The 13,830-nt window shown below is 59.4% G+C and carries 12 protein-coding genes; 3 read left to right on the top strand and 9 right to left on the bottom strand.

Translation table 11 applies throughout. The features are described from left to right. Positions 1-27: 27 nt before the first annotated feature. On the bottom strand, positions 28-621 hold the full coding sequence (gene betI, locus OQ460_RS22805; RefSeq protein ID WP_410019538.1) for a transcriptional regulator BetI: 594 nt from the start codon (positions 619-621) through the stop codon (positions 28-30). Between the two features lie 380 nt (positions 622-1,001). Here betI and OQ460_RS22800 point away from each other — a divergent pair, with 380 nt between their 5' ends. Then, the gene (locus OQ460_RS22800; RefSeq protein WP_410022086.1) at positions 1,002-2,936 is read left to right on the top strand and encodes a BCCT family transporter; all 1,935 of its coding nucleotides are present in this window, start codon (positions 1,002-1,004) and stop codon (positions 2,934-2,936) included. A gap of 167 nt (positions 2,937-3,103) precedes the next feature. Here the strand turns inward: OQ460_RS22800 and choV are convergent, their stop codons facing one another. The 3 genes from choV to OQ460_RS22785 all read right to left on the bottom strand — a co-directional run bounded on the left by choV (position 3,104) and on the right by OQ460_RS22785 (position 6,139). Then, positions 3,104-4,282 (bottom strand): choline ABC transporter ATP-binding protein, encoded by a 1,179-nt coding sequence (choV, locus tag OQ460_RS22795; RefSeq protein WP_410019537.1) that lies wholly within the window; start codon positions 4,280-4,282, stop codon positions 3,104-3,106. After that, a complete protein-coding gene (choW, locus tag OQ460_RS22790; RefSeq protein ID WP_410019536.1) occupies positions 4,279-5,124 on the bottom strand; it encodes a choline ABC transporter permease subunit in 846 nt (281 codons plus the stop codon). Before choW ends, choV begins: the two co-directional genes overlap by 4 nt. 67 nt (positions 5,125-5,191) lie before the next feature. Next, on the bottom strand, positions 5,192-6,139 hold the full coding sequence (locus tag OQ460_RS22785; RefSeq protein WP_410019535.1) for a choline ABC transporter substrate-binding protein: 948 nt from the start codon (positions 6,137-6,139) through the stop codon (positions 5,192-5,194). 429 nt (positions 6,140-6,568) lie between these two features. Here OQ460_RS22785 and OQ460_RS22780 point away from each other — a divergent pair, with 429 nt between their 5' ends. Next, complete coding sequence (locus OQ460_RS22780; protein WP_410019534.1) at positions 6,569-7,945, top strand: L-serine ammonia-lyase; 1,377 nt, start codon at positions 6,569-6,571, stop codon at positions 7,943-7,945. Positions 7,946-8,470: 525 nt separating this feature from the next. After that, positions 8,471-9,574, top strand: coding sequence for a GlxA family transcriptional regulator (locus OQ460_RS22775; RefSeq protein ID WP_410019533.1), 1,104 nt, complete (start codon positions 8,471-8,473; stop codon positions 9,572-9,574). A 111-nt stretch (positions 9,575-9,685) separates the two neighbouring features. Here OQ460_RS22775 and OQ460_RS22770 read toward each other — a convergent pair whose 3' ends face one another. The 5 genes from OQ460_RS22770 to choX form a co-directional block, all read right to left on the bottom strand. Continuing rightward, positions 9,686-9,949 (bottom strand): hypothetical protein, encoded by a 264-nt coding sequence (locus OQ460_RS22770; protein WP_410019532.1) that lies wholly within the window; start codon positions 9,947-9,949, stop codon positions 9,686-9,688. Between the two features lie 247 nt (positions 9,950-10,196). Beyond that, positions 10,197-10,670, bottom strand: coding sequence for a thioesterase family protein (locus tag OQ460_RS22765; RefSeq protein WP_410019531.1), 474 nt, complete (start codon positions 10,668-10,670; stop codon positions 10,197-10,199). A gap of 43 nt (positions 10,671-10,713) precedes the next feature. Next, on the bottom strand, positions 10,714-11,679 hold the full coding sequence (locus OQ460_RS22760) for an L-carnitine dehydrogenase (RefSeq protein ID WP_410019530.1): 966 nt from the start codon (positions 11,677-11,679) through the stop codon (positions 10,714-10,716). A gap of 98 nt (positions 11,680-11,777) precedes the next feature. Further along, entirely contained in the window at positions 11,778-12,665 is an 888-nt protein-coding gene (locus OQ460_RS22755) for a 3-keto-5-aminohexanoate cleavage protein (RefSeq protein ID WP_410019529.1), read from the bottom strand. Between the two features lie 73 nt (positions 12,666-12,738). Continuing rightward, positions 12,739-13,677 (bottom strand): choline ABC transporter substrate-binding protein, encoded by a 939-nt coding sequence (gene choX, locus OQ460_RS22750; RefSeq protein WP_410019528.1) that lies wholly within the window; start codon positions 13,675-13,677, stop codon positions 12,739-12,741. Between the last annotated feature and the right edge of the window lie 153 nt (positions 13,678-13,830).

The following is a 13,830-nucleotide window of genomic DNA, read 5'->3' as shown; positions in this document are numbered from 1 at the left end:
TTCAGGGGTTGAGCGGTTATGTGTGCTCTAACTCACCTGCTTGGCCAATTGGAAATCCATGTATTCGTAAGCGATCCGTTGCGCCTGCTCCGTGTCGAAAGCGTCTCCCGACAGGGCGCCGCGCAACCACAAACCGTCGATCAGGGCCGCCAGCCCGCGGGCTGCGCTGCGTGCCTCGGGCAGTGGCAACACGCGGCGGAACTGGCAGCACAGGTTGGAATACAGACGGTGATCGTTGATCCGCTGCAACCTGTGCAAAGACGGGTGGTGCATGCTGGTGGCCCAGAAGGCCAGCCAGGTTTTCATCGCCGGGCCGTTGACCTGGCTGGCGTCGAAGTTGCCTCCGATAATCACCTGGAGGTGTGCCCGCGGGCTGTCATCCTCCAAGGCGCGCCGACGTTCGTGGACGTTCTCGATCAGGACATTCATCAGGTACCGCATCGTTGCGGCAATCAGGCCATTCTTGTCCTGAAAGTAGTGACTGATGATGCCGTTCGAAACGCCGGCCAGACGGGCGATCAGCGCAATGCTGGCATCTCCCATCCCAACCTGATCGATGGCCGTCAGCGTGGCTTCGATCAACTGTTGGCGGCGTATGGGTTGCATACCGACCTTGGGCATGTAGCACCTCTTCCTTAGGCCTGCCGGCGGACGTAAACGTTCGTCGGCTTGAGGGCCAGTCTATTTTGTTTTGATTGAACGTTCAATCAACAAAGAATAAGATCTGCGACAAATGGTCGCTGCCTACAGGTATTTCCTACATGTGGGCAAACACATCCGACATCCGCGAAAACCCTTGAAACAGCCCATGACAGCGCGTCGCTGGGGTGCGGGAGTTTTCGGGATGTCTTTATAACACCCGTCCGTCGCCTGCCGAAAAAACGATGGCATGGGTCAAGCGCTGCCTTGCGTTCTTCTCTCGCACTGCCTGGAGCATCTGTGCCATGAGTTCTGCCTCTCTTATAAAGACCCCGCCGGAAAAGGTCCGGGTCAACGGTTGGGTGTTCTACACCTCTACCGCGCTGATTCTGTTGCTGACCGCGATTTTGATTATCGCCCCGCAAGAGGCCGGCAGAATGCTGGGTGTGGCCCAGACCTGGCTCTCGAAAAGTTTTGGCTGGTATTACATGGTGGTTATCGCCGCCTACCTGGTGTTTGTAGTGGGCCTGGCGTTTTCGTCCTACGGCAAGTTGAAGCTGGGCAGCAAGGATGACACCCCGGACTTCAGCTACGGCGCCTGGGCCGGCATGTTGTTCTCTTCGGGGATCGGCATTTCGCTGCTGTATTTCGGTGCGTCCGAGCCGCTGGATCATTACTACAACCCACCCGAAGGCGTCGCCGGTACTCAACTGGCCGCACGCCAGGCCTTGCAGTTGACCTTCCTGCATTGGGGCCTGCATGGCTGGGCGATCTATGCGCTGGTGGGCCTGGCCGTGGCGTACTTTGCCTACCGCCATAACCAGCCGCTGGCCTTGCGCTCGGCGCTGTACCCGCTGGTGGGCGAGCGTTGGGTGAAAGGCGCAGCCGGTCACGCGGTGGACGGCTTCGGTATGTTCGTGACGCTGCTGGGCCTGGTAACGAACCTGGGGATTGGTTCGATGCAAGTGTCGTCGGGGCTGGAAAACCTGTTCGGCATGCAGCACAGCAACACCAACTTGCTGATCGTGATCATTGTGATGAGCACCGTGGCGACCATCGCCGCAGTATCGGGTGTGGAGAACGGCATCCGCCGGCTGTCCAACCTCAATATCGTACTGTTCAGCGGCCTGCTGATTTTCGTGTTGCTGTTCGGTCCGACCCTGCATTTGCTCAACGGTTTTGTGCAGAACGTTGGCGACTACATGAACGGCTTGGTGCTGAAAACCTTCGACCTGTATGTGTACGAAGGCGATGGCGAGAAATCCGAGCGCTGGATGGGCTTGTGGACCCTGTTCTACTGGGCCTGGTGGATTTCCTGGGCGCCGTTCGTGGGCATGTTCATCGCGCGTATTTCCCGTGGGCGTACGGTGCGTGAACTGGTGGCTGGCGTACTGCTGATCCCGTTGGGCTTTACCCTGGCATGGCTGTCGATCTTCGGTAACTCGGCCCTGGACCTGGTGTTGAACCACGGTGCGGTGGAGTTGGGCAAGACCGCACTGGAACAGCCATCGATGGCGATCTACCAGTTGCTGGAGTATTACCCTGCGTCGAAAGTGGTCATCGGCGTGTCGATTTTTGTAGGTTTTGTGTTGTTCCTGACGCCTGCGGATTCTGGCGCCGTGATGATGGCGAACCTGTCCTGCAAGGGCGGCAACGTCGATGAAGATGCGCCGCACTGGTTGCGGATTTTCTGGTCGGCGGTCATCACCCTGGTGACTATCGGCCTGCTGTTCGCCGGTAACTTTGAAGCCATGCAAACCATGGTGGTGCTGGCCGGCCTGCCATTCTCGGTAGTGCTGATCTTCTTCATGTTCGGTTTGCACAAGGCCATGCGCCAGGATGTGGCGATCGAACAGGAGCAAGCGCAGCTGGCCGAGCGTGGGCGTCGTGGCTTCAGCGAGCGTTTGACCGCGCTGGATTTGCAACCGAGCCAGGCCACCGTGCAGCGCTTCATGGACAAGCACGTGACGCCAGCGCTGGAAGACGCGGCGGTTGCGTTGGGTGAGCAAGGGTTGCAAGTGCAGACCTTGTTGGGTAAATCCAAGCGTTGCATTGGTGTGCGGATCGAGATGCAGGAAGGCAATCCGTTCGTTTATGAAGTGAGCCTGGATGGCTACTCGGCGGCGCCGCAGGATCTGCCCGAGGAAGAGCGCACCCGTTACTACCGTGCCGAGGTCTACCTGCACAACGGGCCTCAGGAATATGACCTGATGGGCTTCACCCGGGAGCAGATTGCCCGGGATGTGCTCGATCAGTTCGAAAGCCATCGGCAGCTCCTTGGCCGGGTGTATAGCTGATAGTTGAAACAAACGGCGCCTTCACCGGCGCCGTTTGTTCACTGTATAAGCCGATGAAAATGTGGGAGCGGGCTTGCTCGCGAATGCGGTGTGTCAGTCAGTACATCTGTTACTGATCCACCGCATTCGCGAGCAAGCCCGCTCCCACATTTGCTTTGCGGTGGGGCTTAACCCAGGTTTTTGCCTAAGAGGGCGTGATACAGCTCACTGTCTCCCAGGATCCCCACCACCTTGTCGTTGTCATGCAGCACCAGCTTGTTGCCCGTCTGATAGCGAATCTGCAACGCATCGCGCATGCCGATATTCGAATCCACCAGCGTCGGTACCCGGCCCAGCCCCTCCACGGCCTGCCCCGGTGCCCAGTTCTGCAGGTTCATCGCCAGGCCATTCTGGCGGGCGCCCTTGATGGTGTTGCCCTCCGCCAGGTCCAGCCACGAGTCGCCGCCTGGGTCCAGGCATACCGAACCGTTGACGCGGGTGCAGTTGTCCAGGGTGCGCATCAGGCTGCGACCGCACAGTACGTTCAGCGGGTTGGTATGGGCGACGAAAGTGCGCACATAGTCATCCGCCGGGTTCAGTACGATCTCTTCCGGCACGCTGTACTGGATGATCTTGCCGTCTTTCATGATCGCAATCCGGCTACCCAGTTTCAGCGCTTCGTCCAGGTCGTGGCTGACGAACACGATGGTCTTGCTCAACTTGCGTTGCAGTTCCAGCAGTTCATCCTGCAGGCCTTGGCGGATCAACGGGTCGAGGGCCGAGAAAGGTTCGTCCATCAACAGGATGTCGGCGTCCATGGCCAACGCGCGGGCCAGGCCGACGCGCTGCTGCATGCCGCCGGAGAGTTCGTCGGGCTTCTTGTTGCGCCATTGGGCCAGGCCTACCAGTTCCAGCTTTTCATCCACCAGCTTGCGCCGTTCCTTCTCCGGGCGACCCTGCATTTCCAAGCCAAAGCTGATGTTTTCACGCACCGTCAGCCAAGGCATCAGGGCGAACTTCTGGAAGACCATGGCGATGCGCTTGGTGCGCATCATTTTCAGCTCTGCGGGCGTGCACGAGGCAATGTCGATTTGCCGACCCTCGTGCTCGACGAACAACTGGCCACGGCTCACCGTGTTGAGGCCGTTGATGCAACGCAGCAAGCTGGATTTGCCGGAGCCGGAGAGGCCCATCAGCACGCAGATTTCGCCTTTTTCAATATCCAGGCTGGCTTTTTCAACGCCGACAATCTGCCCGGTCTTTTTCAGGATCTCGTTACGGCTCATGCCCTGGTCCAGCAGCTTGAGCGCTTCGCGTGGGTCTTTGGAGAAGATCACGTCGACATTGTCGAATCGGATAATGCTCATGCATCACCCCCTACTTTGGCGTCGGGTTGTTTGCAGATGCGGTCGAGCATGATGGCCAACAGCACAATCGCCAGGCCGGCTTCAAAGCCCAGGGCGATGTCGGCGGTGTTCAGCGCGTTGACCACCGGCTTGCCGAGGCCGTCTGCGCCTACCAGTGCGGCGATGACCACCATCGACAACGACAGCATGATGCATTGGGTAATGCCGGCGGCAATGCTCGGCATGGCGTGGGGCAGTTCAATGCGTGAGAGCAACTGACGGCGCGAGCAGCCAAATGCCTTGCCTGCGTCCATCAATTCCTGCGGTACATCACGGATGCCCAGGTAGGTCAGGCGGATTGGCGCGGCAATCGCGAACACTACTGTAGAAATCAGGCCGGGCACCACACCCAGCCCGAAGAGGGTCAGGGTAGGAATGAGGTAGACGAAGGTCGGTACGGTCTGCATCAGATCGAGCACCGGCCGCATGACCGTGAAAAACATGGGTTTGTGTGCGGCGACGATGCCCAGCGGCACACCGATGACCACGCACACCAGAGTGGCAAACAGCACCTGCGCCAGGGTCTCCATGGTTTCCTGCCAGTAGCCCAGGTTGAGGATCAGCAGGAAAGAGGCGATGACAAAAACCGTCAGTCCCCATTTACGTTGAATAAAGTGAGCGAGCAGCGCAATCAGACCGATCAATACCAGCGGATTGAACCAGGTCAGCGCAAACGTCACGCCGTGGATCATCGTTTCCAGCGTCGATGCGATTGCGTCGAAGTAGTCGGCGCCGTTTTGCGTCAACCAATCAACGAAGGCAGCGATGTACTGGCCCAGGGGAATTTTCTGTTCAGTCAGCATGGTAGTGAATGTCCACATGCGAAGAGGGAAAACATCCCGGGCCGATACGCCGGCCCGGGGTCAGCGTTTACTTGGCGAGGTAAGCTTTCACGGCCTCCATCCCGGGTTTGCCATCGATAGTGGTAACACCGGCAAGCCAGGCATCGAGTACTTGCGGATTGTTTTTCAGCCAGGCCCTGGCGGCTGCATCGGGCTTCATCTTGTCGTCCAGGACATTGCCCATCAGGGTGCTTTCCATGTCCAGGGTAAAGACCAGATTCTTGAGCAACTGACCGACGTTGCTGCATTCCTCGACATAGCCTTTGCGGGTGTTGGTGTAGATAGTGGCCTTGCCGTAATCGGGGCCGAACGAGTCGTCACCGCCGGTGAGGTACTTCATCTTGAAGCGGGTATTCATCGGGTGTGGTTCCCAGCCCAGGAACACCACATCCGTATTGCGCCGCTCGGCGCGCTCGACTTGGGACAACATGCCCGCTTCGCTGGACTCGACCACTTTGAACCCTGCATCCTTAAGGCCGAAAGCATTTTTGTCGATCAGGCTCTGGATGGTGCGGTTGCCATCGTTGCCAGGTTCAATACCGTAGATCTTGGCGCCGAGCTCTTTCTTGAACTTGGCAATGTCGGCGAAATCTTTCAGGCCCTTGTTGTAAAGCGCCTCGGGTACCGCCAGGGTGTACTTGGCGTTTTCCAGGTTGGCGCGCACGGTGTCCACCGTGCCGGCATCTCGGTACGCCTTGATGTCGTTTTCCATGGTTGGCATCCAGTTGCCAAGGAAAACGTCCATGTTCTTGCCGTCGGCCAGGGACTTGTAAGTCACCGGAACGGAAATCATTGTGGTCTTGGTTTTATAGCCGAGGGCTTCAAGCACGACGCTGGTGGTCGCGGTAGTGACGGTAATGTCGGTCCAGCCGACATCGGAGAAGTTGACGGTCTTGCATTGTTCCGGTTCTGCAGCATGCGCCAGGACGGGCAGACTCAGCATGGCGGCCAACAACAACGAGGGTGAACCTTTCATGGGGGGAGACTCCTGTGTCTTTTTTCTGGCGGCATTCGCCGCGCTTTATAAGTGTCGCAGTTGGGGCGTGCGGTAAAGGCGCAGCCTCGATGCCTTGCAAACGAGTCGACACTGATCATGTACCAGTGAAAATCTGACGCCTACAGGGTGCGTCGTATCCAGTACAGGGATGGTCGTATCCAGTGTCGGTGACGTCGCATACAGGTTTTTCCAACGCCCAAACTGCACTTTTTCTCGATCTGAACCGCAAAAAACGGCCATTGCGCTCCATTCCACGAGGACGACGCTGGCGAGCATGGGTATGTCGGTGTGAGACGCCGGATGGAGCGGCGAAAGGCTGATGATGCCGCCATCGGGCGACTTGAGCGTAGCAGCTCCGCCACCAGGCGTTACTGCGTCTGGCCTGTGCTATCGAGGAGTTTCGCGGCAATGGCAATCAGCGTTTTCGACCTGTTCAAGATCGGCATCGGCCCGTCCAGTTCTCATACCGTCGGCCCCATGCGCGCAGCGGCGCTGTTCGTCCAGGGGCTGCGCGATCGAGGTCTTTTGGAACGGGTGCAGCGCATTGAAGTTCAACTCTACGGTTCGCTGTCGGCCACAGGCATCGGACATGGCAGCGATAACGCCGTGATCATGGGCTTGATGGGCGAATGGCCGGATGCAATTGATCCTTCGCTCATCGGTGTGCGCATCGATACCTTGCGCGAGACCAATACGCTGTTGCTGGATAACCATTTTCCCGTGCCGTTTCTATGGCCGCGGGACATGCGCCTGATCGACGAAAACCTGCCGTTCCATCCCAATGCCATGACCCTGGTGGTGTTTGGCGATGAGGTTGAGTTACACCGCGACACTTACTATTCGGTGGGTGGTGGGTTTGTAGTGGATCAAGCCCAGGCCAGCAGTGGCGTAGCCGACACGGATCACACCGAACTGCCTTACGATTTTTCCAGCGCGGTGGAGTTGCTGAGCCTGTGCAAGACCCACAACCTGCGGGTCGCCGAACTGATGTTGGCCAATGAAAAGGTGTGGCGCTGCGAAGAGGATATCCGCAGCGGCCTGATGAAGCTCTGGCGCGCCATGCAGGACTGTGTCGAACAAGGCCTCAAGCATGAAGGCATTCTTCCTGGCGGCCTGAATGTCCGGCGGCGGGCGGCCAAGTTGCATCGCAGCCTGCAGGAATTGAACAAGCCCAATGTGATCGGTTCGACCTTGAGTGCCATGGAGTGGGTCAACCTGTTCGCCCTGGCGGTGAACGAAGAAAACGCTGCCGGCGGGCGCATGGTCACAGCGCCAACCAATGGCGCCGCAGGGATCATTCCGGCGGTGCTGCATTACTTTATGAAGTTCAGCGAAGAAGTCACCGAGGCCAACGTGGTGGACTACATGCTCGGGGCGGCGGCGATAGGGATTCTGTGTAAAAAGAATGCCTCGATCTCCGGCGCTGAAGTCGGTTGCCAGGGCGAAGTCGGTTCAGCCTGCGCCATGGCGGCAGCTGGGCTGGCAGAGATTCTCGGTGCAACGCCGGAGCAGGTGTGCAACGCGGCGGAAATCGGCCTGGAACACAACCTGGGCCTGACCTGCGACCCGGTAGGCGGCCTGGTACAGGTGCCGTGTATCGAGCGCAATGCGATTGCGGCAGTGAAAGCGATCAACGCCGCGCAAATGGCATTGCGCGGCGATGGCCAGCACTTCATTTCGCTCGACCGGGTAATCCGTACCATGCGCGATACCGGAGCGGACATGCACGATAAGTACAAGGAAACTTCGCGGGGCGGGTTGGCGGTGAGTGCTGTGGAGTGTTGAGTCAGCAGGACCGTGGTGCTTGCCATCGCGAGCAAGCCCGCTCCCACATTTGGTTTGCGGTTCGCCAAGAGGACTCGGTCGAATGTGTGAGCGGGCTTGCTCGCGATACGATGTTGCAGGCAATACTGCTCATAAAGTGAACACACAGTCCCCCAGTGCCACCTTTTGGCGCGTCGCAATTAGATAAGTAGCTTGCGAACGACTTCTTGGCGATCACCTGCCACCTGTGCGTGGGGTGACAGACTTCCCCTACACGCTCAAAGCGCCTTCCCACAAGTGCTACCGTTCTGCTCACACCCCTCGGCAGGGCTGTTCCTACAGGCTTTTTTGAACATATCCCACACCTGGTGCGCGGGCTCATATAGACACGTCATGAGGTCGTTTTTAGGAGTTATTGAATAGGCATTCAATTTTAGGCATGGCATTTGCTCTATCAACTCAAAGCCTCTCTCCTGAAGGATGAAGAGCGCAATAACAAGAGCCTCGCCTGAGGCCATTACCCGCTTTGTGTGAGGAGATACCGCGATGACGACGTTCAACTCCGGGACCCAACCCCAGAACCGTGCGCCTCAATCTATCGGCTTTTTGCTACTGGACAATTTCACCCTGATTTCCCTGGCCTCCGCAGTGGAACCGCTGCGCATGGCCAACCAGTTGTCCGGTCGCGAGCTGTATCGCTGGACCACCTTGAGTGTCGACGGAAACCAGGTGTGGGCCAGCGATGGACTGCAAATCACTCCTGATGCCTCCATCCACAAAGCACCGGCCCTGGACATTGTGATTGTCTGCGGTGGCGTCGGTATTCAGCGCACGGTAACTCGTGAGCACGTGTCCTGGCTGCAGAGCCAGGCCCGTCAGTCGCGCCGCCTCGGCGCAGTCTGTACGGGCAGTTGGGCCTTGGCTTGTGCAGGCCTGCTGGACGGGTTTGATTGCAGCGTGCACTGGGAATGCCTGGCCTCTATGCAGGAAGCTTTTCCGCGCGTGTCGATGAGCACGCGCTTGTTCACGCTCGACCGCAATCGCTTCACCAGTTCCGGTGGCACCGCGCCGCTGGACATGATGTTGCACTTGATCAGCCGCGACCACGGCCGTGAATTGTCGGCGGCGATTTCCGAGATGTTCGTCTACGAACGCATCCGCAACGAACAGGATCACCAGCGTGTGCCGCTCAAGCACATGCTCGGCACCAACCAGCCGAAGCTGCAGGAAATCGTCGCGCTGATGGAAGCCAACTTGGAGGAGCCTATCGACCTGGATGAGCTTGCGGTGTACGTCGCGGTATCCCGGCGTCAGCTGGAAAGGCTGTTCCAGAAGTACCTGCATTGCTCGCCGTCGCGCTATTACCTCAAGCTGCGCCTGATCCGTGCACGGCAGTTGCTCAAGCAAACGCCGATGTCGATCATCGAGGTGGCTTCGGTGTGCGGATTTGTTTCCACGCCGCACTTCTCCAAGTGCTACCGCGAGTACTTCGGCATTCCGCCTCGGGATGAGCGCGTTGGCTCCAATACTACCCAGCAAGTGGCGATGATGCCGATTCCGACAGCGCTGGTGTTGTCACCGCTGTCGGGACCGATGTCGGCATTGAGCCAGGCGCGCAATGAGTCGACGTTTGCCAGTGTAAGGCTGTAGAGCGAGGCGTCTGCATCGCGAGCAAGTCGAATCGTCGCACCGCCGCTCCCACATTTGACTGTGTTCACAAGTCAAAAATCCGGGAGCAGACTTGCTCGCGATAGAGGTGTATCAGGCTCCGGAACCCTGCCTGAACGCCACCAAAGCCGGCAGCAACTGCTTGTCGATCGCCTGGCGTACCGCCGGTAAGATCGTCGCCCTGCCGGTGTACATCTGTTCAACCATGCCCTTGAGTGCCTTGGCCCGCGCCTCGCTCAAGCCGCGTACCGCACACTCGCAGGCCTGCTCGGCGGTGGCATCGCTCGATACCTCGAAGCCCAGCGAGCGCAGTTGGTTCAGCAGGTCATGCTGGTCAATCAAATCCGCATGCATCATGACGTTCATCCTGGTGAAGAGAGCGGGAGGTCGAGGTCGATTCTGGTGGGCCATCAGCGGCTCGGCAAGGGCTGAATGCAAGGATGACTGTGACACCTATGAACAGGTCGTTTTCGGCTAACTCGACGCTGCAAAGAGTGGGCACACTGGTCTCAAGCAAGCAGCCTGGCGGTTTGGTCACCCTCGGATGCACGGCTCACACAAAACATTCTGCCCCGATCTTGTCACGGCTTGATCGGGGCTTTTTTTATCTGCCGGGCAAGCCAATGACACGGCCGAGCAATGGGGGCCTTGGCAGGTCGGCCTGTTGGTCGGCGATAGCCGTCAGTTGAGCGAATACCGCCGCACTGAACGGTGCCGAACGAGGCCCTGCAAGATCCACGTGCAAGAGCATTTGCTCGTTGCCGGCCAGCTCTTGTCCAGCGCCGACCAGATGCAGGCTGTGATAGAGGTGCAGGCGCTTGTGGTCGTGGGCGATGACTTGGGTATGGACCTCGACTTGCGCCCCCAGCTTCACTTCGTGCAGGTAGTTGAGGTGCAACTCCAGGGTGAACAGCGAATGACCGCTGGCGTCGCGGTTTTCGCTGGTCAGCCCCAGGATGTCCATCAGCGCGTCGGTGGCATAGCTGAAGATCAGCAAGTAGAACGCGTCGCGCAGATGGTCGTTGTAGTCGACCCAGTCGGGAATGATTTTTGTGGTGTAGGTGGTCAGTACAGGCATGACTCGAATTCCCATGTGTACGCGATAAAAATGTGGGGGCGGGTTAATCGGCGAAGCTCATGCCGTGTTTGGCCTTGGTTGTCTTCACCGCCTCCAGCACCGCCAGCAAGCAATCATCACGATAGCGTTCCAGCGCCGCAATACTGCGGCTGCCCAACTGTTCACTCGTTCCTTCAACCACATCGTCGATCAGTTTGTCAGTCAGCTCGGGCGCCGGCAGATACGTCCACGGCAATTGCAGCGCCGGGCCAAATTGCGCCATGAAGTGGCGCATGCCGGCATCGCCGCCCGCCAATGTGTACGTCAGGAAAGTACCCATGAACGACCAGCGCAGACCGGCACCAAAGCGTATCGCATCGTCGATCTCGCCGGTGGTCGCCACGCCATCGTTGACCAGATGCAGCGCTTCGCGCCATAGCGCTTCCAGTAGCCGGTCGGCGATAAAGCCGGGGACTTCCTTGCGCACATGCAGCGGGCGCATGCCGAGGGATTCGTACACCTTGATCGCTGCTTGCACGGCCTCGGGCGCCGTGTGTTTTCCACCCACCACTTCCACCAGCGGCAACAGGTAAACCGGGTTGAACGGGTGACCGACCACACAGCGTTGCGGATGGGTCGAGCCTTCATAAAATTCACTCGGCAGCAGTCCCGACGTGCTGGACCCGATCAATGCGTCGGGCTTGGCTGCCGCGCTGATCTTGCTGTGCAGTTCGAGTTTCAGTTCCAGGCGTTCCGGAGCGCTCTCCTGGATGAAGTCGGCGTCTTTCACGCACTCCTCGATGGTAGCGACAAACCGCAGGCGGTCCTGGGACGCACCCGGGGCCAGGCCTTGCTTTTCCAGGGTGCCCCAGGCGTTGGCCACGCGTTTGCGCAGCGCCGCTTCGGCGCCGGGCGCCGGGTCCCAGGCAACCACATCCAGGCCGTGGGCCAGGGCGCGAGACACCCAGCCGCTGCCGATGACTCCGCTGCCCAGGGCGGCGAAGGTTTTGATTTGGGTGATAAAACTCATGGTGACGCTCCTTGGAAATTCGCAGGTTTTATGTAGTCACCGGTTCAAATGTGGGAGCGGGCTTGCTCCCACATGTTTGATCAGGTTTTGGCAGGTGGTCAGCCGCGTTTGGTGAGGCCCATCTTGATTCGACCTTCGGCCGGCGTCATGACCCGTGCGCCCAGGCGGCTGAGGATTTCCCCGGCGCGTTCCACCAGTTGCCCGTTGGTCGCCAGCACGCCCTTGTCCAGCCACAGGTTGTCCTCGAGGCCAACCCGCACATTGCCGCCCAACAGCACGGCCTGGGCCGCCATCGGCATTTGCATGCGGCCGATGCCAAAGCCGGCCCACACGGCGTCTGTCGGCAGGTTGTCGACCATGGCTTTCATGCTGGTGGTATCTGCCGGTGCGCCCCACGGAATGCCCAGGCACAGTTGAAACAACGGGTTATCCAGCAGGCCTTCCTTGATCATCTGCTTGGCGAACCACAGGTGCCCGGTGTCGAAGATCTCCAGCTCGGCCTTCACTCCCAGTTCCTGGATGCGCCTGGCGCCCGCTCGCAGTTGTGCGGGAGTAGACACGTAAATGGTGTCGCCATCGCCGAAGTTCAGGGTGCCGCAGTCCAGGGTGCAGATTTCCGGCAATAGCTCTTGCACATGCGCCAGCCGAGTCAGCGGGCCGACCAGATCGGTATTGGGGCCGAACTCCATGGGGTTCTCGCCGCCACCTATTTCCAGGTCGCCACCCATGCCGGCAGTGAGGTTGACGATGATGTCGACATCCGCCTCACGAATGCGCTCCATCACCTCGCGGTACAACGCCACCTCGCGGCTGAATTTGCCGGTGTGCGGATCACGTACGTGGCAATGCACGACCGTCGCGCCGGCCTTGGCCGCCTCGACGGCAGCGGCGGCGATTTGTTTGGGGGTGACCGGCACGTGCGGGCTCTTGGCGCTCGTGTCGCCAGCCCCGGTGAGTGCGCAGGTAATGATGACGTCGTGGTTCATGAATCGGCTTCCTTACAGGCATGAGGGTGCCGTTCGCAGCCGCGATGGGCTGCGCAGCGGTGACAGGGAAAAGTTATTTGCTGTTCAGTTGCAGATGGCTCGCCGCCGGCTTGCCCTCAAAGGTGGTGACGCCTTCCAGCCAGCGCTGCTGGTCTTGCGGGTGATCCCTGAGCCACTGCCTGGCGGATTCAAGGGCGTCCTTGTGATCCAGCAGCGGCTGCATCATCCGGCTCTCGTCGGCCGCGGTGAAGGTCAGGTTGGTCAGCAGCCGGTGGATGTTCGGGCATTGCTCTGCGTAAGTCGGCGCAGTGACGGTCCAGACCGTTGCCCGGCCTTCGTCCGGCCCGAGGGCATCTTCACTGCCGCCCAGATAAGTCATGGCGACGTTAACGTTCATCGGGTGTGGCGCCCAGCCGAAGAACACCACGGCCTCCTTGCGGCGTACCGCGCGGTCCACGGCAGCGAGCATGCCGGCCTCGCTGGATTCCACCAATTGGAACTTGCCCAGGCCGAACTGATTCCTGGCGATCATCGCCTTGATCTGGGTGTTGGCGCCCGAACCTGGCTCGATACCGTAGATCTTGCCACCCAGTTCTTTGTCGAACCTGGCGATATCAGCAAAGGTTTTCAAGCCCTTGTCGGCCAGATAAGTCGGTACCGCCAGAGTCGCGCGGGCGTCTTCCAGGCTGGGTTTGTCGAGCACCTTCACTTGCCTGGCCTCGACGAACGGGGTGATGGTCTGGGTCATCAGCGGGTTCCAGTAGCCCAGGAACAGGTCCAGGCGCTGGTCACGAATCCCGGCGAAGATGATTTGCTGGGACGCGCTGGTCTGTTTGGTCTTGTAGCCGAGGCCATCGAGCAACACTTGGGTCATGGCGCTGGTGGCGATTACGTCGGTCCAGTTCACTACTCCCATGCGCACGTTTTTGCAGGATGCGGCATCCGCCGCCCATACGCTGGTACTCAAGGCGGCGCTGAGTGCAAGCACACAGCGGCTGATCAGTCGGTTCATGGTGGAGCCCTCGGCAGGTTGTTATTGTGGGGGCGGCGTCTTGGCGCGTCGTAAGGCCAAGTTACGCAGCTTGAAGCGCGACAAAACGCACGGCGGCGACCACCTCTTGCACTGCAGCGACCTGCACTCTTGAATGGCCGATTGAACTGGCGT

Source organism: Pseudomonas imrae, assembly GCF_046352735.2.
Classification (GTDB): Bacteria; Pseudomonadota; Gammaproteobacteria; order Pseudomonadales; family Pseudomonadaceae; genus Aquipseudomonas; species Aquipseudomonas imrae.
The sequence above is the reverse complement of the archived record's forward strand: the minus strand, read 5'-3'. Positions and strand labels throughout refer to the sequence as shown.